Below are 14,646 nucleotides of genomic sequence, written 5' to 3'. Positions count from 1 at the left end.
GTGGATCAGGATGTACGGATCCTCGAGCTCGGCGACCATCTTCTCCGCGTTGGTGATGAAGTACGGGGAGAGGTAGCCGCGGTCGAACTGCATGCCCTCGACGACGTCGAGCTCGGTCTCGGCGGTCTTGGCCTCCTCGACCGTGATCACGCCCTCGTTGCCGACCTTCTGCATGGCGTGGGCGATCATCTCGCCGATCTCGGTGTCGCCGTTGGCGGAGATCGTGCCGACCTGGGCGATCTCCTCCGAGGAGGCGACCTTGCGGGCGCGGGCGCCGATATCCTTCACCACCGCGGCGACCGCGAGGTCGATGCCGCGCTTCAGGTCCATCGGGTTCATGCCGGCGGCGACGTACTTCACGCCCTCGCGCACGATGGAGGCCGCCAGCACGGTGGCAGTGGTGGTGCCGTCACCCGCGGCGTCGCTCGACTTCGAGGCGACTTCGCGCACCATCTGGGCGCCCATGTTCTCGAACTTGTCGACGAGCTCGATCTCCTTGGCGACGGTGACGCCGTCCTTGGTGATGCGCGGGGCGCCGAAGCTCTTCTCGATCACGACGTTGCGGCCCTTCGGCCCCAGCGTCACCTTCACCGCGCTGGCGAGCAGCTCGACGCCGCGCAGCATCTTATCGCGGGCATCGACTGAAAAACGGATGTCTTTAGCGGACATGGGGGAGGCTCATCATCTGTCGTTTGGCCCCGAGGCACGCCACAGCGGGCGCCTCGAAGGGCAGGGCGGGGTTCGAGACCGGGCGCGGCCCGACCGGAGCTAGGCGACGACGCCCAGGATGTCGGATTCCTTCATGATCAGGAGGTCCTGACCGTCGATCTTGACCTCGGTGCCGGACCACTTGCCGAACAGCACGCGGTCGCCGGCCTTCACGTCGAGCGGGTTGATCTTGCCCGCCTCGTCGCGGGCGCCGGGACCGACGGCGACGACCTCACCCTCCTGCGGCTTCTCCTTGACCGTATCGGGGATGATGATGCCGCCCTTGGTCTTCTCCTCGCCCTCGATGCGACGGAGCACCACGCGGTCGTGCAGAGGCCGGAATTGCATTGTCAGATCCTGATCGGTCCCAAGCGAGTTCCGGCCGACATGGCTGGCACGATCGCGGGACAAGGCCGGGGCGAAGCAGAGCGTCGCGGCTCGACCGGACCGTCCTTAGCACTCGCATCACGGAAGTGCTAATGCATTGACGGTCCCGATGACGCCGGCGGATCGGGCTGTCCCGGAGCGACGCGCGGCGGCCGAGGTGCGGCATGGCAGTCCCACGGGCTTGTTCCGGGCGCCGGCACCGCGAATCACGGCTGGTGTCTGACCAACCCCGGGACGCTGCGGCAACGCGCCGTCGCGGGCTTCGGCGTCCCGTCCGGGTATGAGGGTCGCGGGCGCCGAAACGGCAGCGCTGCGGTCACGATTCCGGAACCGCCCGCCTTGCCATGCAATATAATTCATGCGGGCGGTTGCATTCTTCCGGGGCTGGAACCTATAGTGCCCTCGGGTGCTGGGGATACCGATGTCGGGAACGGCAGGGATCGACGAGACGGGCGAGCGCGTCAGCCGACGCCCCGGTCTCAGTCACGGCGCGGCCGCGCATCGACGCGCCAACCTCCATGCCGACCTGGCCCAGATCATCGAGGGCGAGATCCTTCCGCGGCTCGTCCTCGCCCACCAGGGGGACCGCCGAGCGCCTCCGGGACAATCCCCCACGCCTGAGCGCGTCACCGCCTTCGCCGAGGCGCTCGTCGGCGGCGATCCGGACGAGCAATGGATGCGCGCGCTGCTGGAGGAAGGCCTCCCCCTGGAGGGCCTCCTGCTCGACCTGTTCGCCCCGGCGGCGCGCCACCTCGGACGGCTCTGGGAGGAGGACGAAGCGAACTTCCTCGACGTGGCGGTCGCGCTGGGTCGCCTCCAGAGCCTCGCCCGCGCGCTGTGCGCCCGCCTGGAGGGCGCCGACGTGCCGGCGAACGGACGCCGCGTCCTGCTGATGCCCTGTCCGGGGGAGACGCATCTCTTCAACCTGGCGCTCGTCGCGAGCTTCTTCCGCGAGGCGGGCTGGAGCGTGGTCCTGTCGGGCGGCGCGGACGAGGACCCCGCCGCCCGGGTCCGGGCCGAGCGATTCGACCTGATCGGTATCTCGCTGTCCTGCGACGTGCACCTGCCGGTGATGACCGATCTGGTCGCGACGCTGCGCGGGGCGTCCTGCAATCCGGGCGTCCGCGTGATCGTGGGCGGTCCGCTGTTCCTGCGCGACCCGGCCCATGCCGCCACCGTCGGCGCGGACGCCACCGCCCAGGACGGGCGTTCCGCCGTCGAGGTTGCCGAGGCCCTGTTCGCGCGCTGACGGCGGCGGGTCTCCCGTCGAGGCCTGCGGGAGGGCAGGGCGCGGATCGTGCGGGCGAGGCCGGGACCGGTCGAGGGTGCGCGGCGGGGCCGGACTGGCCGGGCGCCGACGCATATCCGGCGCGCGTTCGTCCGGGGCCTCGTGCCCGACGCCGGTGACGGAGGACGCGCTTCGGGCGCGCGCCGTCAGCCGCTCCGCACGCCGCAGCGGGGATCGCGGTCGCGATGCGGGATTCCGCAGTCGCCGGGGCGGTCGGGCCCCGCGTCCGGGCACACGTTCAGGGCCGTCCGCGCGCGACGCGGCCGGGGACGGCTCGAACGGCGCGCGCTCCGATCAGCCCCGAGGGGCTCGGCGTCCGGCCGCCCGCTCAGCGACGCCCGGACGCGGCATTCGGTTTCAGCGCCCGCTCGACGGCCTCCATGGCGCTCTCATGCGCCTTCTCGGCACTGCGATGCGGTCGGTCGGACCGTTCGATCAGCTTGCCGCTCCGCCGGATCGCCCACTGGAAGTGGCCCTCCGGCTTGGCGAGCGGCGAAACTTCGATGGAGTAGGGGTGTGGAACTTCGTCGGCCATCGGCATGCTATGCCAATCAACTGCGGGCAGCGCTACCCTTAAACGCACCCCCGCCGGCCGAACACCCGCGGATCCGGCCCGCGCAGGTGGGATGACGGGACGCCGTCGCCCGCATAGATACAGCGCCGGGATCGCCGGCTTTCGGCGTCACAGGCTCAAGGAGACCCGAGGTGGCAAGCCCAGAACTCGGCACGAAGCGGATCTGCCCGACCACGGGCAGGAAATTCTACGACCTCAACAAGAACCCGGTGATCTCGCCTTATTCCGGCGAGGTCGTCCCGACCTCGGTGGCGACGACCCTGAGCAGGGGGGCGGCGCCCGTGGTGGCCCGCAAGGAGGCGCCCCCCGAGGACGAGGACGAGACGGACGGCCCGGAACTGGTGTCGCTCGACGAGGTCGAGGCCGAAGATGCCGACAAGGATACCGATACCGACACCGAGGGCGACGACACGCTCGATGTCGAGGAGGACGGCGATACGGTCGAGGACGACACCCTCGTGGTCGATGAGGACGACGATGACACCACCGATCTCGTCGAGGTCAGCGACGACGACGACGAGTAGCGACACCCGGTCCCGCCGCGCCGGGCCCGGGGCAGCCACCCGGGGCCTGGCCCCCACGGGGGCGCGCCCGGGCCGTGGGCCTGGCCATGAGCAGGGCGGCGCGCACAGCCATGCGCCGCGCCGGTTCGTCGGCCTCGCCGTCGCGCATCGTGGCGGGTGCGACGGCGTGGGCCGCGACGGCCGCAGCCAGATCGAGGCTGTGGTGCGGCCCGATCGGGTGATCCTGCGTGGTCGGGTCGGCGAGGTAGAGATCGACCGCGGCACTGAGGTCCTCGATCGCGATGCGCTCGTCGATGACGAGGTCCCAGAGCGTGGCCTCATCCGGCATCGACGGCGTTCCGCACCGCGCAGCGCGGATCGCACCCCTGTAGCAGCGAGGACGGCCTCATCGTAAGGGACACGCGTGGTCGCGGCGGCGGCCGAGAGACATCGCCGCAGACGGCCGAGACGCGCGCCGCAGCGCGATCCTGCGGCTCATGCACGGTCTGCTGCCGGATCCTGGCGATCGAAGCGCTCGGCAAGCCGGCGGGGCTCCTGTGTCACCACAACACCGGCTCGGCGTGCGGGATCTACCGCGAGCGCCCGGAGGCCTGCGCCCGGTGGTACTGCCTGTGGCGCAAGATCGGCGCGCTGCCGGATGCGCTGAGGCCCGATCGGGCGGGCGTCATGTTCGCGCTGGAGAATCGGTCGCCGACCACGCCGGCCGTCGAAGGAGCCTGCATCGTCGGCCGCGCCGTGGACGGGATGCGGGCGTTCGACCGGTGGGAGGTGGTCGAGGCCTTCGCCATGTTCGCCCGCGAGGGGGCGCTGCCGGTGTGGAAGGTCGCCGGCCGCCACGCGCACGTGATGCCTCCGGGCCCGCCCGTCCCGGGACCGTGACGTCGGCGGCACCCGAGATCGGGCGGCCGCCGGTTTCATTGGCGCGAGCCGATACCCAACCTGGCTCGCGGCAATGACGATAGGGGTCCGATCACCCGGGGCGCAACGCCGTGCGTTGGCCGGTGTCCGGAATGGGGAGGCTCAGGCGCTCTTCAGATTGGCGGCGCTTTCCTTGCCGCTGCGCCGGTCGGCCTCGACGTCGTAGGAGACCTTCTGCCCCTCGATCAGGTTGCGCATCCCGGCGCGCTCCACGGCGGAGATGTGGACGAACACGTCCTTGCCGCCGTCGTCGGGCTGGATGAAGCCGTAGCCCTTGGTCTCGTTGAGCCACTTCACAGTGCCGGTAGCCATCGCGATGTCCTAATTGTTTCTATCGTCGGCTCGCCTAAGCGGCTCGCCATGAGGCACGAACCGCCTGTCCGGGCCGACCGTTCCGTAATAGGCATAAGCCGGGGGGCCGTCAGCAGGCGATTGCACGAAACCCGACCGGGCGTGCCGGGCACGCCCGTGCCGCGCCATTCCCGCCGCCCGGGCTATCTTTGCCGCGCAGAGGGGCGCAGGATGCCCGCATCGGGGACAGGCGGCCTCAGGCTCCAGCGGCCTGTGGCGGGCGTCCCCGGCCTGGAGGGGGCGGACGCGCGGATGGCAGACGTCGTGAGCTTCCCGACCGGCCGCCGGTCCTCCTGTGCGATCTCGCCGTATCGCGCGTACCGGTTCGCGCCCGATGGCAGCGTCAGATCAACCATACTGATCGAGGCCGACACCGACGCGGAAGCGGCTGAACGCGCCCTGCACCTGAGCGACGGCGAGCGCGTCGAGCTCTGGTCGCGTGCCCGATTCGTGGCCCATGTCGGGCCGCCGGACACCCCGATCGCGACCTCGGTCAGATTGCTCGGGGACGAGCCGACGATTGACCCCTGAGGGCGGCATTCCGCCTGCGATGCCAACGAGGAGCGACATCATGGCCACCGAGAAGCCGCGCGGCAACCGCGAGACCAAGAAGCCGAAGAAGGCCGTGCCGAAGACCATCGCGGCGGCACCGTCGACCAAGGGTACGGTTGCCGGGGCCGCGAAGACCTCCGGCCGAGGGTGAGGCGCGGGCCGCTGACCGGCCGGCATAGCGCCCGGCCGGTCAGCGGCGCGGGCAGGCCCGAAAGATCGAGGGCAGTCGGCGTCCGCGGCTGAGCGGACGCCGGCATCGTTGCGGTCCCGTGAGCCCGGTCGATGCCGGCGGTCGCGCTCTCAGGCGCGGGTGAACGGATTGCCGGACTTGAAGGTCTTGCCTTTCGGCTCGGCCTTGCGGGGGTCCGGCTTGTCGGCGAGCAGGCGCTTCACACGCTCGTTGAAGTCCTCGGGCGTAACGGCCTGAGCTTTGCCGGTCGTGAATTCGCGAGCCATCTCGGCCTCCGTCCTGCGGCCCAAAGCACACAATTGCGCGGAGGGATGAGGTTCTATGCACCGTCTCGGAACGCGGCGCTAGAACAGCATTCCGGAAATCGACGCCAGGACGATGGTCCAGCGCCTCGAATCGGCATCATCTGTTTCCGAAAACCCCAAGCCACCTTTCGGGATACGGCTAAAACACCTGCGCGGCTGGACGACCCCGGCTGTTGCCGCGACGGGAGACGGGCCTCACGCGGTGGGTTCGGGCGCGCCAGCGCCTCCCCGTTCACGCGCGGCCGGCGCCTTTCCCTGGCGTCACGGCCGCCGAACCGGTCGGCTTCAAGACTGCCCCCGTCCGGATCAGCGTGCGTCGGCATCCTCCGCGGTCAAGCACAGCACGGCGCGCGGGCCTGAGGTTATCGGTACTGCCTGCATGTCTGCCCCCATCGGATGCGTGGTTGTGATTGTCTCGCGGATGGCGTACCAATGGGTCATCGACTTTTGGCCAGATATTCGGCCGCACCGCCTGAACAGGGCGCGCGTTCTGCATCTCTCCCATTTTCGACGACCAGAGACCGACCGCGTGCAATGCACGCGGTCGTCCCATTCGTTCGCCTAAATAGATATGGAATACCTATGAGCATCGGCACCGTTAAGTGGTTCAACGACACCAAGGGCTTCGGCTTCATCCAGCCGGATGACGGCGGCAAGGACGTGTTCGTGCACATCTCCGCCGTCGAGCGCGCCGGGATGCGCAACCTGGTCGAGGGGCAGAAGATCTCCTACGAGATGGAGTCCGACCGCCGCACCGGCAAGCAGTCGGCCGGCAACCTCCAGGCCGCCTGAGCCTCGCTCCTCCGCTGACGACGCGTTTCGAAGCCGCTCGCTTGTGAGCGGCTTCATCTGTTTCTCGCCACCCGGCCGAGCCGCGGTGCGCATAAGGAATCTACGTGGGTCAATTCAAAACCAATCAGCTCGCCGATCGCCTCGAGGCGGTCGCCCTGGCGCGGCAGGCGACCCTTGCCCGGTTCCGGGCGCGCCCGGCGGCTGATGATCCGGCGGTTCTCGCGCGGCAGGCTGCGCGGCAGGCCGTCGTCCAGGCCCGCGACGTGCGGATCTCCGAACGGGACATCGCCCGTCACGCCGCCGAGGCCGAGCGCGAAGCGGAAGCCCTGGCGGCCCGCGAGCGTGCCGCGGCGGACCTCATCCGGCAGGCAGCCGAGAAGGCCGAGCGGCAGGCAGCCCTCGCCGCCGAGCAGAAGGCCGCGCGCGACGCGCGCTTCGCGGCCCGCAAGGCCAAGGCCCGGCGCTAGGCCGGTCCCGGCCCCCTTCATCGCCATTCCTCTGGAGGACGTGACATGTCTCACAAGTTCAAGGTCGGTCAAAGCGTCCGGCAGATCGGGACCATCTACGCCGGCAACAAGGCCATCGTCGACGGCTCCTTCGAGGTGGTTCGGCTCATGCCGGACGACCGGTCGGGCGAGCCGACCTATCGGATCAAGTCCGCGACCGGCGAGCGTGCCGTGCGGGAAGACGATCTGGTCCTCGCCTCCTGAGCCGTCGCGGGCGCGCGCCGAGCCGCCCGCGGGAACCCGCCTTCCGGGCGGCTCCTGAACGTGGCGGCTCGCCGGTTCTGAGCGTCCTCCGAGAGCTTCGGACCCCGGACGACACCCGTTCTCGGGGCCGAGACCGCCTTTTCGCGGGCCGGACAGGCCTGCGGGGGCCGATGGGCCTGTCTTCGCGCCGGGAGGAACCCTTCGCAGGGACCTTCAGGGCCTTCGCGGTGCCGCGCGCGACGACGGGCGTGCCGGCTACACCACCTTCTCGGTGATCCGCTGCGGCGTGGGCTTCGTCGCCTGGAAGGAGGGCCGGCGCTCCATGCGATCGCTGTAGGCGGCGAGGTTCGGGTGCTGCGCGCGCCACGGATAATCCGGCCAGCGGACGTCCAGATACCCGACGACCGTCCCCGCCGCGATGTCGCCGAGCCCGAAGCTGTCGCCCACCGCGTACTCGCGGGTGCCGATCAGGCGTGCGATCTCGCGGACCCCGCCGTCGACCTTCCGCCGCTGCCGGGCGATCCATTCCGGGCTCTGCCGTCCCGGCTCGCGCATCTGCTCGAAGAACATCAGCACGAACGCGTCGCAGGTGCCGTCGCACAGCACCTCGAACTTGCGGGCGAGGAGCCGGCCGTCGACATCGGCCGGCACGAGCGGCGGCGTCGGGTACTTCGCCTCGATCCATTCGACGATGTAGTGCGACTCGTAGACGGCGCTCCCGTCCTCGAGGATGAGCACCGGCAGCTTCTCCAGCGGATTGTACTGCGGGGTCACCGAGGTGCCGTGCCAGGGCACCTCCGTTTCCAGCGCGAAGGGGATGCCCTTCTCGGCGAGCGCGATCCGCACCTTGCGGGCATAGGGGCTCGGCGTGGCGCTGATCAGCTTCATCATGGCGTGATCCTCGGCGGGTTCATTCCGCGGCCGCCGGCACGGGCGGCGCTGTCCGGCCGATCGAGGCGCTCCGCTGGTGATCGATCCGTGCCTGCGGACTCCTGTCCGTCACCGACACGACATAGCAGACCAGGAACGCCAGCGGCATCGTCACGATCGTCGGCGGATCGATCGGGAAGATCGGGGTCGCGTAGCCCAGCACGCCGACCCAGACCGGGCGGCCCAGGACGGTGAAGAGCAGCGCTGTCCCGAGGCCGACGCATCCCCCGGCCACCGCGCCGCGCGTCGTGAGCCCCGGCCAGTACAGGACGAGGATCAGGAGCGGCAGCGTCGACGAGCAGGCGACGGAGAACGCCAGGCTCACCATGTAGGCCACGTTCTGGTTCTGGAACGCGATGCCGAGCCCGATCGCCACGATCCCCAGGATCACGGTGGCGTAGCGCGAGACACGAACCTCGGAGGCCTCGCTGGCGCCGGCGCGCCGGAACACGCTGGCATAGAGGTCGTGCGACACCGCGGTCGCGCCCGCGAGCGTCAGGCCGGCGACGACGGCGAGGATCGTCGCGAAGGCGACGGCGGAGATGAACCCGAGCATCAGGTCGCCGCCGACCGCGTGCGAGAGGTGGATCGCCGCCATGTTCCCGCCGCCGATCAGGCCGCCGGCGGCGTTCACGTAGGCCGGGTTCTTCGCCACGAGGGCCAGGGCTCCGAACCCGATGACGAACACGAGCGCGAAGAAGTAGTTCATCCAGACGGACGCCCAGAACACCGAGACGCGGGCCGCCCGGGCGTCGGGCACCGTGAAGAAGCGCATCAGGATGTGGGGGAGGCCGGCGGTCCCGAACATCAGCGCGAGGCCGAGCGAGATCGCCGAGACCGGATCGCGCGACAGGAATTGCGGCGTCAGGATCGCCTCCCCGCGGGGGTGGCGCGAGACCGCCTGCCGGAGCAGCGCCCCGTAATCGAAGCCGAAATGGCCCATGACCAGAAGTGCGATCACCGTGCCGCCGATGAGGAACAGCACGGCCTTGGTGATCTGCACCCACGTCGTCGCGACCATGCCGCCGAACAGGACGTAGCAGATCATCAGGATCCCCACGATGAACTGCGCATAGAGGTAGTCGAGGCCGAGCAGCAGGCGGATGAGCTGACCGCCCCCGACCATCTGGGCGATGAGGTAGAACGCGATCACCACGAGGGAGGCCGAGGCCGCGAAGATGCGGATCGGCTTCTCCTGAAGGCGCGTGCAGGCGACGTCCGTGAAGGTGAAGCGGCCGAGCGCGCGCAGGCGCTCCGCCATCAGGAAGACGACGATCGGCAGCCCGGTCGTGTAGCCGACCGCATAGATCAGCCCGTCGAACCCGTTCCCGTAGACGAGGCCGGCGAGCCCCAGGAAGGCGCCCGCCGAGATGAAGTCGCCGGCGATCGCGAGACCGTTCTGGAATCCGGTGATCCGTCCTCCGGCCGTGTAGAAGTCCGACGCCGATTGCGTCCGCTTCGCCGCCCGGTAGGTGATGAACAGCGTGCCCACCACGACGGTGGTGAAGAGCGCGATCGCCGTGAGGTTGAGGCCGCCGGCCGCCCCCGTCTGCGCGAGCGCGGGTGCCGGTGCGAGGGCAGTTGCGAGGGCGGCGAGACCCGCCAGCGCGCGGCGCGACGCCGAAACGGTCATCGGACGCCCGCGCGGTTCGCGACGAGCACGTAGATCCCGGTCAGGGCGACGCCGAGGGCGATGACGAACAGACCGTACGCGAAGGCGATCGTCACCGTGCCGCCTTCGACCAGGGGTCTGGCCAGGACGGCCGGCGCGAAGGCGCCGAGCCCGACGAAGCCGAAGTAGAAGACGATCAGGATCGCCGTGAGGGCGAGGCCGAGCCCGGGGCGCCCGATTTTGTCGTCCGCCACGGAAGGCGGGGAGATCTGCACAGTCATGGATGTTTCCGGACGCGTCCCGGAGGCATCAGCAACTCGGATGCCAAGCCGAAGACCGGTTCGGGAAGGAGACCCCTCGACCGGGACGGATGCCCGCTCCGGGAGCCCGGTCACGCACCTTGCGGCGCCGGCCATCGGGCCGGCCCGCGGACCCTCCGGCTGTCCGAGCCGGCCGCCCGTTGCCGGCATCCGGAGATCGCCGTATCCGCAACGGCGATGCCCCGCCGATCATCCCGCGCCATCCGGTTCGACACCCTCTTCGCCGAGGTCGGGGCGCGGCTCCCCCTGTTCGAGGACCTGCCCCCCGACACGATGGAGCAGCTCACGGCATCGGGCTTCGGCCGCGGCCTCCTGACGGCCTCCCTGCGTTCCCGCCTGCGCAAGGCCGGGTTCCGGGACCTCGGCCATCTGGCCGGGTCCTCGCCGGACGCGATCACCGGGATCAGGAAGTTCGGCCCGGTCCGGCTCGAGCGCCTGCGGACGTTCCTCCTCGGCGAGATCGCACGCGGGTTGCCGGGCGCGCGCGCGATCCACGCGGCCGAGGCAACCCGGGACCGGCGGCTCGGCCGGTTGCGGGATATGCCGGTCGGCAGCCTGCCCCTGGATGCGGACGCCATCGCGGCGTTGGGCCTCGCCGGAGGGTCCTGCGCGGACCTCGCCGGCCGTTCACGGGACGACCTCCTCGGCACGGGACGCGTGACGTCCGGCGATGTGGATCGCATCGTCGCGGCGCTCGCCGGCTTCCTCGGAGCGGGGCGGCCGATCGCGCCTCGGCCCGCGGAGGACTCCGGGGACGCGCCGGCGGCGGCGGTGGAGGCGATCGCGGCCCGTCGTGCCGCCCGGCTCGCGGAGCAGGATCGCGAATGGGAGGAGGCCGCTCCCGTCGGCGGTCGGCGGGGTGGGTCCCGCACGGGCTGAAACCGGTGCCGCGGACGGCGGAGCGGTCAGCCCGTCATCGTCCGGCGGCAGACCGGGCGCCGGAACCCCCCTATACTGACGAGCCGGGGCAACGACCCTCCGGCGCCGCCTCTCCCGGGGAGCGCCCGTTCCGAGCGGGTGGGGCGCGGCTTTGCAGACGAGCGGACCGGCCGACGATGACCATCCATGCCGGGCATCCGCCCGCCCGGAGCCAGCGCCGGTGAACCCGCAGAGGCCGGACGGCCCACCACCGCGCCGCGTCCTCGTCCTCGGCGGCACCGGGACCATCGGCCGGGCGACCGTGCGGGCGCTGGTGTCCCGCGGTCATGAGGTCGTCTGCCTCGTCCGGCGCAACGCGCAGGGCTCTGATCCCGCCGGCGCGCTCCCCGGCGCGGCCCTGCGGTTCGGGGACGTGACCGATCCGGCGTCGCTCGCCCGCGACGGCCTCCGCGGCGAGCGGTTCGACGTCCTGGTCTCGTGCCTCGCCTCGCGCACCGGATCACCCGACGATGCCTGGGCGATCGACTACAGGGCGCATGTGAGCGCCTTGCAGGCGAGCCGGGCTGCCGGCGTGACGCAGATGGTCCTGCTCTCGGCGATCTGCGTCCAGAAGCCGAGACTCGCCTTTCAGCACGCCAAGCTCGCCTTCGAGGCCGAGCTGGCCGCCTCGGGCCTCGCCTACACGATCGTGCGGCCCACGGCCTATTTCAAATCGCTCTCGGGGCAGCTCGACCGATTGAGACGGGGCAAGGCGTTCCTGGTCTTCGGCGACGGCCTGCAGACCGCCTGCAAGCCGATCAGCGACGACGACCTGGGCGCTTACCTCGCCGATTGCATCGACCATGCGGGCCGGCGCAATCGCATCCTCCCGATCGGCGGACCGGGGGACGCGGTCACGCCGAGGGCGCAGGGCGAGCGGCTGTTCGCCCTGCTCGGGCGAGAGCCGCGGTTCACCCATGTGCCGGTGGTGATGCTGGACGTGATCATCGCGATCCTGGCCACCCTCGGACGGGTGATGCCGGCGCTGGCGGCCAAGGCGGAACTTGCCCGCATCGGGCGCTACTACGCCACCGAGTCCATGCTGGTCCTGGATCCGGCGACCGGGCGCTATGATGCGGCCGCCACGCCGTCCACGGGCTCCGACACGCTGTTTGACCATTACGCGCGCCTGGTCCGGAGCGAAGTGATCGCGGAGCGGGGCGACCACGCCGTGTTCTGAGGACGCGCGGATCACCCACCGGCCGCCGACCCCCCGCCGCTCCCGGCGGACGCGGAGACGACCGCGTTGTCGCGGGATCCGGACCGCCGCGATCCGCTGGCGGGCGTCATTCGACGCTGGTCCCGAAAGGCCGTATCGCACGAGGAACACGGCGCTCCGCGTGCGGTGAGTCCGCGGATCCGCCGCCCGACCGGGTGCGGACGCGGGCGCCGACGGTGTCGCCCGCCCTTCCGGACCCGAGGATCGCCGAATGGTCACGCTGCAGATCCATCACCGGACCCTGTATCGCTATGCGCGGCCCGTGAGCCTCGGGCCTCACCGGCTGATGCTGCGGCCCCGGGAGAGCCAGGACGTGCGTCTCGTGGCCAACGCGGTGACGCTGACGCCCGACGGCACCCTGCACTGGGCCTACGACGTCTTCGGCAACGCCATCGCGACGGCGACCTTCGGGGCGCCGGCCGACACGCTGGTGATCGACAGCGTCGCCCGGGTCGAGCTCTCCGCAGCGGTCTATCCGGTCTTCGACATCGCCGCGTCGGCGATCACCTATCCGTTCCTCTATTCCGATGACGCGTGGACCGATCTCGGTGCCCTGACCGTCCAGCAATACCCGGATGACGGGCGCCTGCGCGCCTGGGCCCGGGGGTTCGTCGCCTCCGACCCGACCGACACGCTCTCGCTGCTCCAGGACCTGAACGCCGGCGTCGCCGACAGCATCGCCTACAGGGCTCGGGAGGATGAGGGCACGCAGGCCCCGGACCAGACCCTTTCCATCCGTCAGGGCTCCTGCCGGGATCTCGCGACCCTGTTCGTCGAGGCCGTTCGGAGCCTGGGCTTCGGGGCCCGGATCGTCTCGGGCTACCTCCACGACCCGACCCGGACCCTCGTCGGCTCCGCGGATGCCGGATCGACCCATGCCTGGGGCGAGGTCTACGTTCCCGGTGCCGGCTGGATCACCTTCGATCCGACCAATCGCAGGATGGGCGGCGCGAATCTGATCCCGGTCGCGGTCGCGCGGGACATCCGGCAGGCCATGCCGGTGGTCGGCAGCTTCATCGGGCTTCCGGGCGACTTCCACGACATGGCGGTCGAGGTCCACGTCACCGAGGCGTGAGCCGGGGCGATCCTCGTCGGCGGCCCCGCCCGGCGCCGGGCTGGATGGCGCACCGGTATCGGCGCGCTGCGCGCGGTCCCTTCGCCGGTCGCGCGGCGGGCGGGTTTGGCAGAACGGCCGCGCCAGGCCCGGGCGCCAACGAGCGGGCGATCACTCTGTATCCCGGCCCCGCGGGCGGGCTCGACCGCGCGTTCAGAGCGGGGCCGCCGCCGCGGGCGGTGCGGACCGCCCCGGCTTCGTCAACCTCACGCGGTGACGGAGGCCTGTGCGGCCTCGATCAGGTCACCCGCCAGCGCCTCGTCGTCGACCGCCCGCGCCAGCACGATGGCGCCGACCAGCGTCGCCAGGGTCGCCAGGGACCGTTGCCTGCGACGCTCCTTGGCCCCCCGGGGCGTCAGGCCGGCGAGGATGGCGGCCAGGCCCTCGACGCCCCGGGTGAACCGCGCCCGGACGGGGCTGCCCGGCGGCTCCCGTGCCACGTCGTTGGCCAGGGCGGCGAGCGGACAGCCCCGGCCAGGCGACCGGACGTGCCCGAGGGACAGGTAGTTCGCCACGAGGGTGTCGAGGTCCCCGCGGTTGTCCTCGGCAAGCGCGGTGTCGAACGCCTCTGCCGCGAGCGCCTCCTTGTTGGCGAACTGGCCGTAGAACCCGCCATGGGTGAGCCCGGCGGAGGCCATGATGTCGGCGACCCCGACGCCGTGGAGACCGCGCTCCCGGAACAGGGAGGCGGCGACCTCGACGACGCGTCGGCGGTTGAGCTTGGCCTGCTCCTGCGAGACCCTGGGCATTGCCTGATCCTCCGGCGTTCCTGCGGGCTATATAAATGCGTTCCATCATCTAAAGAAGGGAGCGGCGCGCGCTGCCCGGTCAGGCCCGGTCACGGGGCCGCCTGCGCCGGCATCGCGTCGGCGGCGGATGCGACGCCCGCCCGGCCGGGCTCCCGCGCCACCCGGAACCACAGGGCGTAGAGCGCCGGCAGGAACAGCAGGGTCAGCAGGGTCAGCAGGGTCCCGACCCCGACGCCGCCGATCAGCACGTAGGCCAGCGCTCCCCAGAACACCGAGTGGGTCAACGGGATGAAGGCCAGTATGGCGGCGGCCGCCGTGAGGATGACGGGCCGGGCGCGCCGCACCGTCGACTCGACGATGGCCGCGTAGTCGGACAGGCCCGCGGCGCCCCGTCTCGAAGGCCGGTGCCGCCTCCGTGGCGCCCACGCGGGCCGCCCCGGAATCCGCGTGCCCGTCAGGGGGATGATCGCGTCGTCATGACGGTG

Annotated in this window: 21 protein-coding genes and 1 pseudogene; 11 read left to right on the top strand and 11 right to left on the bottom strand. The window is 71.0% G+C overall.

Going from position 1 to position 14,646, the window contains the following annotated elements; translation table 11 throughout:
- Both groEL and groES read right to left on the bottom strand, forming a co-directional pair.
- Positions 1-669, bottom strand: a 669-nt coding sequence (gene groEL, locus MKL01_RS05850; RefSeq protein WP_243904273.1) for a chaperonin GroEL, incomplete at its 3' end; no start/stop codon positions are given.
- Positions 670-768: 99 nt separating this feature from the next.
- Positions 769-1,056: a co-chaperone GroES gene (gene groES / locus MKL01_RS05845; RefSeq protein ID WP_243904272.1), complete on the bottom strand. Its 288-nt coding sequence runs from the start codon at positions 1,054-1,056 to the stop codon at positions 769-771.
- A gap of 460 nt (positions 1,057-1,516) precedes the next feature.
- Between groES and MKL01_RS05840 the strand changes: the two genes are divergently transcribed.
- The gene (locus MKL01_RS05840) at positions 1,517-2,344 is read left to right on the top strand and encodes a B12-binding domain-containing protein (protein ID WP_243904271.1); all 828 of its coding nucleotides are present in this window, start codon (positions 1,517-1,519) and stop codon (positions 2,342-2,344) included.
- A 367-nt stretch (positions 2,345-2,711) separates the two neighbouring features.
- Here the strand turns inward: MKL01_RS05840 and MKL01_RS05835 are convergent, their stop codons facing one another.
- A complete protein-coding gene (locus MKL01_RS05835) occupies positions 2,712-2,924 on the bottom strand; it encodes a hypothetical protein (RefSeq protein ID WP_409566204.1) in 213 nt (70 codons plus the stop codon).
- Positions 2,925-3,088: 164 nt separating this feature from the next.
- On the opposite strand from MKL01_RS05835, the gene MKL01_RS05830 reads away from it, so the two are divergent.
- A complete protein-coding gene (locus tag MKL01_RS05830) occupies positions 3,089-3,481 on the top strand; it encodes a TIGR02300 family protein (RefSeq protein WP_243904270.1) in 393 nt (130 codons plus the stop codon).
- Here the strand turns inward: MKL01_RS05830 and MKL01_RS05825 are convergent.
- The gene (locus MKL01_RS05825) at positions 3,459-3,809 is read right to left on the bottom strand and encodes a hypothetical protein (RefSeq protein WP_243904269.1); all 351 of its coding nucleotides are present in this window, start codon (positions 3,807-3,809) and stop codon (positions 3,459-3,461) included. The two genes, MKL01_RS05830 and MKL01_RS05825, sit on opposite strands and share 23 nt — an antisense overlap.
- A gap of 338 nt (positions 3,810-4,147) precedes the next feature.
- Here MKL01_RS05825 and MKL01_RS05820 point away from each other — a divergent pair, with 338 nt between their 5' ends.
- A complete protein-coding gene (locus tag MKL01_RS05820; protein ID WP_243904268.1) occupies positions 4,148-4,360 on the top strand; it encodes a hypothetical protein in 213 nt (70 codons plus the stop codon).
- A 141-nt stretch (positions 4,361-4,501) separates the two neighbouring features.
- Here the strand turns inward: MKL01_RS05820 and MKL01_RS05815 are convergent, their stop codons facing one another.
- Positions 4,502-4,711 carry a cold-shock protein gene (locus MKL01_RS05815; protein WP_243904267.1) on the bottom strand — a complete coding sequence of 70 codons (210 nt, stop codon included), beginning with the start codon at positions 4,709-4,711 and terminating at the stop codon, positions 4,502-4,504.
- Between the two features lie 303 nt (positions 4,712-5,014).
- On the opposite strand from MKL01_RS05815, the gene MKL01_RS05810 reads away from it, so the two are divergent.
- Positions 5,015-5,281, top strand: coding sequence for a hypothetical protein (locus tag MKL01_RS05810; protein ID WP_243904266.1), 267 nt, complete (start codon positions 5,015-5,017; stop codon positions 5,279-5,281).
- A 40-nt stretch (positions 5,282-5,321) separates the two neighbouring features.
- Positions 5,322-5,453, top strand: a complete 132-nt coding sequence (locus MKL01_RS35640) for a hypothetical protein (RefSeq protein WP_279604417.1) — start codon at positions 5,322-5,324, stop codon at positions 5,451-5,453.
- 149 nt (positions 5,454-5,602) lie between these two features.
- Here MKL01_RS35640 and MKL01_RS05805 read toward each other — a convergent pair whose 3' ends face one another.
- Positions 5,603-5,758 (bottom strand): hypothetical protein, encoded by a 156-nt coding sequence (locus tag MKL01_RS05805; RefSeq protein WP_243904265.1) that lies wholly within the window; start codon positions 5,756-5,758, stop codon positions 5,603-5,605.
- Between the two features lie 621 nt (positions 5,759-6,379).
- On the opposite strand from MKL01_RS05805, the gene MKL01_RS05800 reads away from it, so the two are divergent.
- From MKL01_RS05800 to MKL01_RS05790, 3 genes are all read left to right on the top strand, one after another.
- Positions 6,380-6,589 carry a cold-shock protein gene (locus tag MKL01_RS05800; protein WP_243904264.1) on the top strand — a complete coding sequence of 70 codons (210 nt, stop codon included), beginning with the start codon at positions 6,380-6,382 and terminating at the stop codon, positions 6,587-6,589.
- A 104-nt stretch (positions 6,590-6,693) separates the two neighbouring features.
- Entirely contained in the window at positions 6,694-7,056 is a 363-nt protein-coding gene (locus tag MKL01_RS05795; protein WP_243904263.1) for a DUF6481 family protein, read from the top strand.
- Between the two features lie 45 nt (positions 7,057-7,101).
- Entirely contained in the window at positions 7,102-7,299 is a 198-nt protein-coding gene (locus MKL01_RS05790) for a hypothetical protein (RefSeq protein ID WP_243904262.1), read from the top strand.
- Between the two features lie 255 nt (positions 7,300-7,554).
- Here the strand turns inward: MKL01_RS05790 and MKL01_RS05785 are convergent, their stop codons facing one another.
- The 3 genes from MKL01_RS05785 to MKL01_RS05775 are packed head-to-tail and all read right to left on the bottom strand — an operon-like array spanning position 7,555 to position 10,122.
- On the bottom strand, positions 7,555-8,190 hold the full coding sequence (locus MKL01_RS05785; protein WP_243904261.1) for a glutathione S-transferase family protein: 636 nt from the start codon (positions 8,188-8,190) through the stop codon (positions 7,555-7,557).
- Positions 8,191-8,209: 19 nt separating this feature from the next.
- On the bottom strand, positions 8,210-9,862 hold the full coding sequence (gene actP / locus MKL01_RS05780) for a cation/acetate symporter ActP (protein WP_243904260.1): 1,653 nt from the start codon (positions 9,860-9,862) through the stop codon (positions 8,210-8,212).
- Positions 9,859-10,122 (bottom strand): DUF485 domain-containing protein, encoded by a 264-nt coding sequence (locus MKL01_RS05775; protein ID WP_243904259.1) that lies wholly within the window; start codon positions 10,120-10,122, stop codon positions 9,859-9,861. Before MKL01_RS05775 ends, actP begins: the two co-directional genes overlap by 4 nt.
- Positions 10,123-10,338: 216 nt before the next feature.
- On the opposite strand from MKL01_RS05775, the gene MKL01_RS05770 reads away from it, so the two are divergent.
- The 3 genes from MKL01_RS05770 (at position 10,339) to MKL01_RS05760 (ending at position 13,373) form a co-directional block, all read left to right on the top strand.
- The gene (locus tag MKL01_RS05770) at positions 10,339-11,040 is read left to right on the top strand and encodes a hypothetical protein (protein WP_243904258.1); all 702 of its coding nucleotides are present in this window, start codon (positions 10,339-10,341) and stop codon (positions 11,038-11,040) included.
- Positions 11,041-11,260: 220 nt separating this feature from the next.
- A complete protein-coding gene (locus MKL01_RS05765; protein WP_243904257.1) occupies positions 11,261-12,259 on the top strand; it encodes an NAD(P)H-binding protein in 999 nt (332 codons plus the stop codon).
- 250 nt (positions 12,260-12,509) lie between these two features.
- Positions 12,510-13,373, top strand: a complete 864-nt coding sequence (locus MKL01_RS05760; RefSeq protein WP_243904256.1) for a transglutaminase family protein — start codon at positions 12,510-12,512, stop codon at positions 13,371-13,373.
- A 245-nt stretch (positions 13,374-13,618) separates the two neighbouring features.
- Here MKL01_RS05760 and MKL01_RS05755 read toward each other — a convergent pair whose 3' ends face one another.
- Both MKL01_RS05755 and MKL01_RS05750 read right to left on the bottom strand, forming a co-directional pair.
- Complete coding sequence (locus MKL01_RS05755) at positions 13,619-14,161, bottom strand: TetR family transcriptional regulator (RefSeq protein WP_243904255.1); 543 nt, start codon at positions 14,159-14,161, stop codon at positions 13,619-13,621.
- An 89-nt stretch (positions 14,162-14,250) separates the two neighbouring features.
- Positions 14,251-14,547: pseudogene (locus tag MKL01_RS05750) on the bottom strand (hypothetical protein); the annotation flags it as partial.
- Positions 14,548-14,646 lie beyond the last annotated feature (99 nt).

It is taken from the genome of Methylobacterium sp. J-070 (assembly GCF_022829385.1).
Classification (GTDB): domain Bacteria; phylum Pseudomonadota; class Alphaproteobacteria; order Rhizobiales; family Beijerinckiaceae; genus Methylobacterium.
The sequence above is the reverse complement of the archived record's forward strand: the minus strand, read 5'-3'. Positions and strand labels throughout refer to the sequence as shown.

What these genes read in the sequence shown, in the direction of transcription:
- MKL01_RS05835 (WP_409566204.1), bottom strand. Translation starts at nt 2,924, where the DNA reads ATGCCGATGGCCGACGAAGTTCCACACCCCTACTCCATCGAAGTTTCG.
- MKL01_RS05815 (WP_243904267.1), bottom strand. Translation starts at nt 4,711, where the DNA reads ATGGCTACCGGCACTGTGAAGTGGCTCAACGAGACCAAGGGCTACGGC.
- MKL01_RS05785 (WP_243904261.1), bottom strand. Translation starts at nt 8,190, where the DNA reads ATGATGAAGCTGATCAGCGCCACGCCGAGCCCCTATGCCCGCAAGGTG.
- MKL01_RS35640 (WP_279604417.1), top strand. Translation starts at nt 5,322, where the DNA reads ATGGCCACCGAGAAGCCGCGCGGCAACCGCGAGACCAAGAAGCCGAAG.
- MKL01_RS05775 (WP_243904259.1), bottom strand. Translation starts at nt 10,122, where the DNA reads ATGACTGTGCAGATCTCCCCGCCTTCCGTGGCGGACGACAAAATCGGG.
- MKL01_RS05790 (WP_243904262.1), top strand. Translation starts at nt 7,102, where the DNA reads ATGTCTCACAAGTTCAAGGTCGGTCAAAGCGTCCGGCAGATCGGGACC.
- MKL01_RS05825 (WP_243904269.1), bottom strand. Translation starts at nt 3,809, where the DNA reads ATGCCGGATGAGGCCACGCTCTGGGACCTCGTCATCGACGAGCGCATC.
- MKL01_RS05800 (WP_243904264.1), top strand. Translation starts at nt 6,380, where the DNA reads ATGAGCATCGGCACCGTTAAGTGGTTCAACGACACCAAGGGCTTCGGC.
- actP (WP_243904260.1), bottom strand. Translation starts at nt 9,862, where the DNA reads ATGACCGTTTCGGCGTCGCGCCGCGCGCTGGCGGGTCTCGCCGCCCTC.
- MKL01_RS05840 (WP_243904271.1), top strand. Translation starts at nt 1,517, where the DNA reads ATGTCGGGAACGGCAGGGATCGACGAGACGGGCGAGCGCGTCAGCCGA.
- MKL01_RS05805 (WP_243904265.1), bottom strand. Translation starts at nt 5,758, where the DNA reads ATGGCTCGCGAATTCACGACCGGCAAAGCTCAGGCCGTTACGCCCGAG.
- MKL01_RS05760 (WP_243904256.1), top strand. Translation starts at nt 12,510, where the DNA reads ATGGTCACGCTGCAGATCCATCACCGGACCCTGTATCGCTATGCGCGG.
- MKL01_RS05820 (WP_243904268.1), top strand. Translation starts at nt 4,148, where the DNA reads ATGTTCGCGCTGGAGAATCGGTCGCCGACCACGCCGGCCGTCGAAGGA.
- MKL01_RS05755 (WP_243904255.1), bottom strand. Translation starts at nt 14,161, where the DNA reads ATGCCCAGGGTCTCGCAGGAGCAGGCCAAGCTCAACCGCCGACGCGTC.
- MKL01_RS05770 (WP_243904258.1), top strand. Translation starts at nt 10,339, where the DNA reads ATGCCCCGCCGATCATCCCGCGCCATCCGGTTCGACACCCTCTTCGCC.
- groES (WP_243904272.1), bottom strand. Translation starts at nt 1,056, where the DNA reads ATGCAATTCCGGCCTCTGCACGACCGCGTGGTGCTCCGTCGCATCGAG.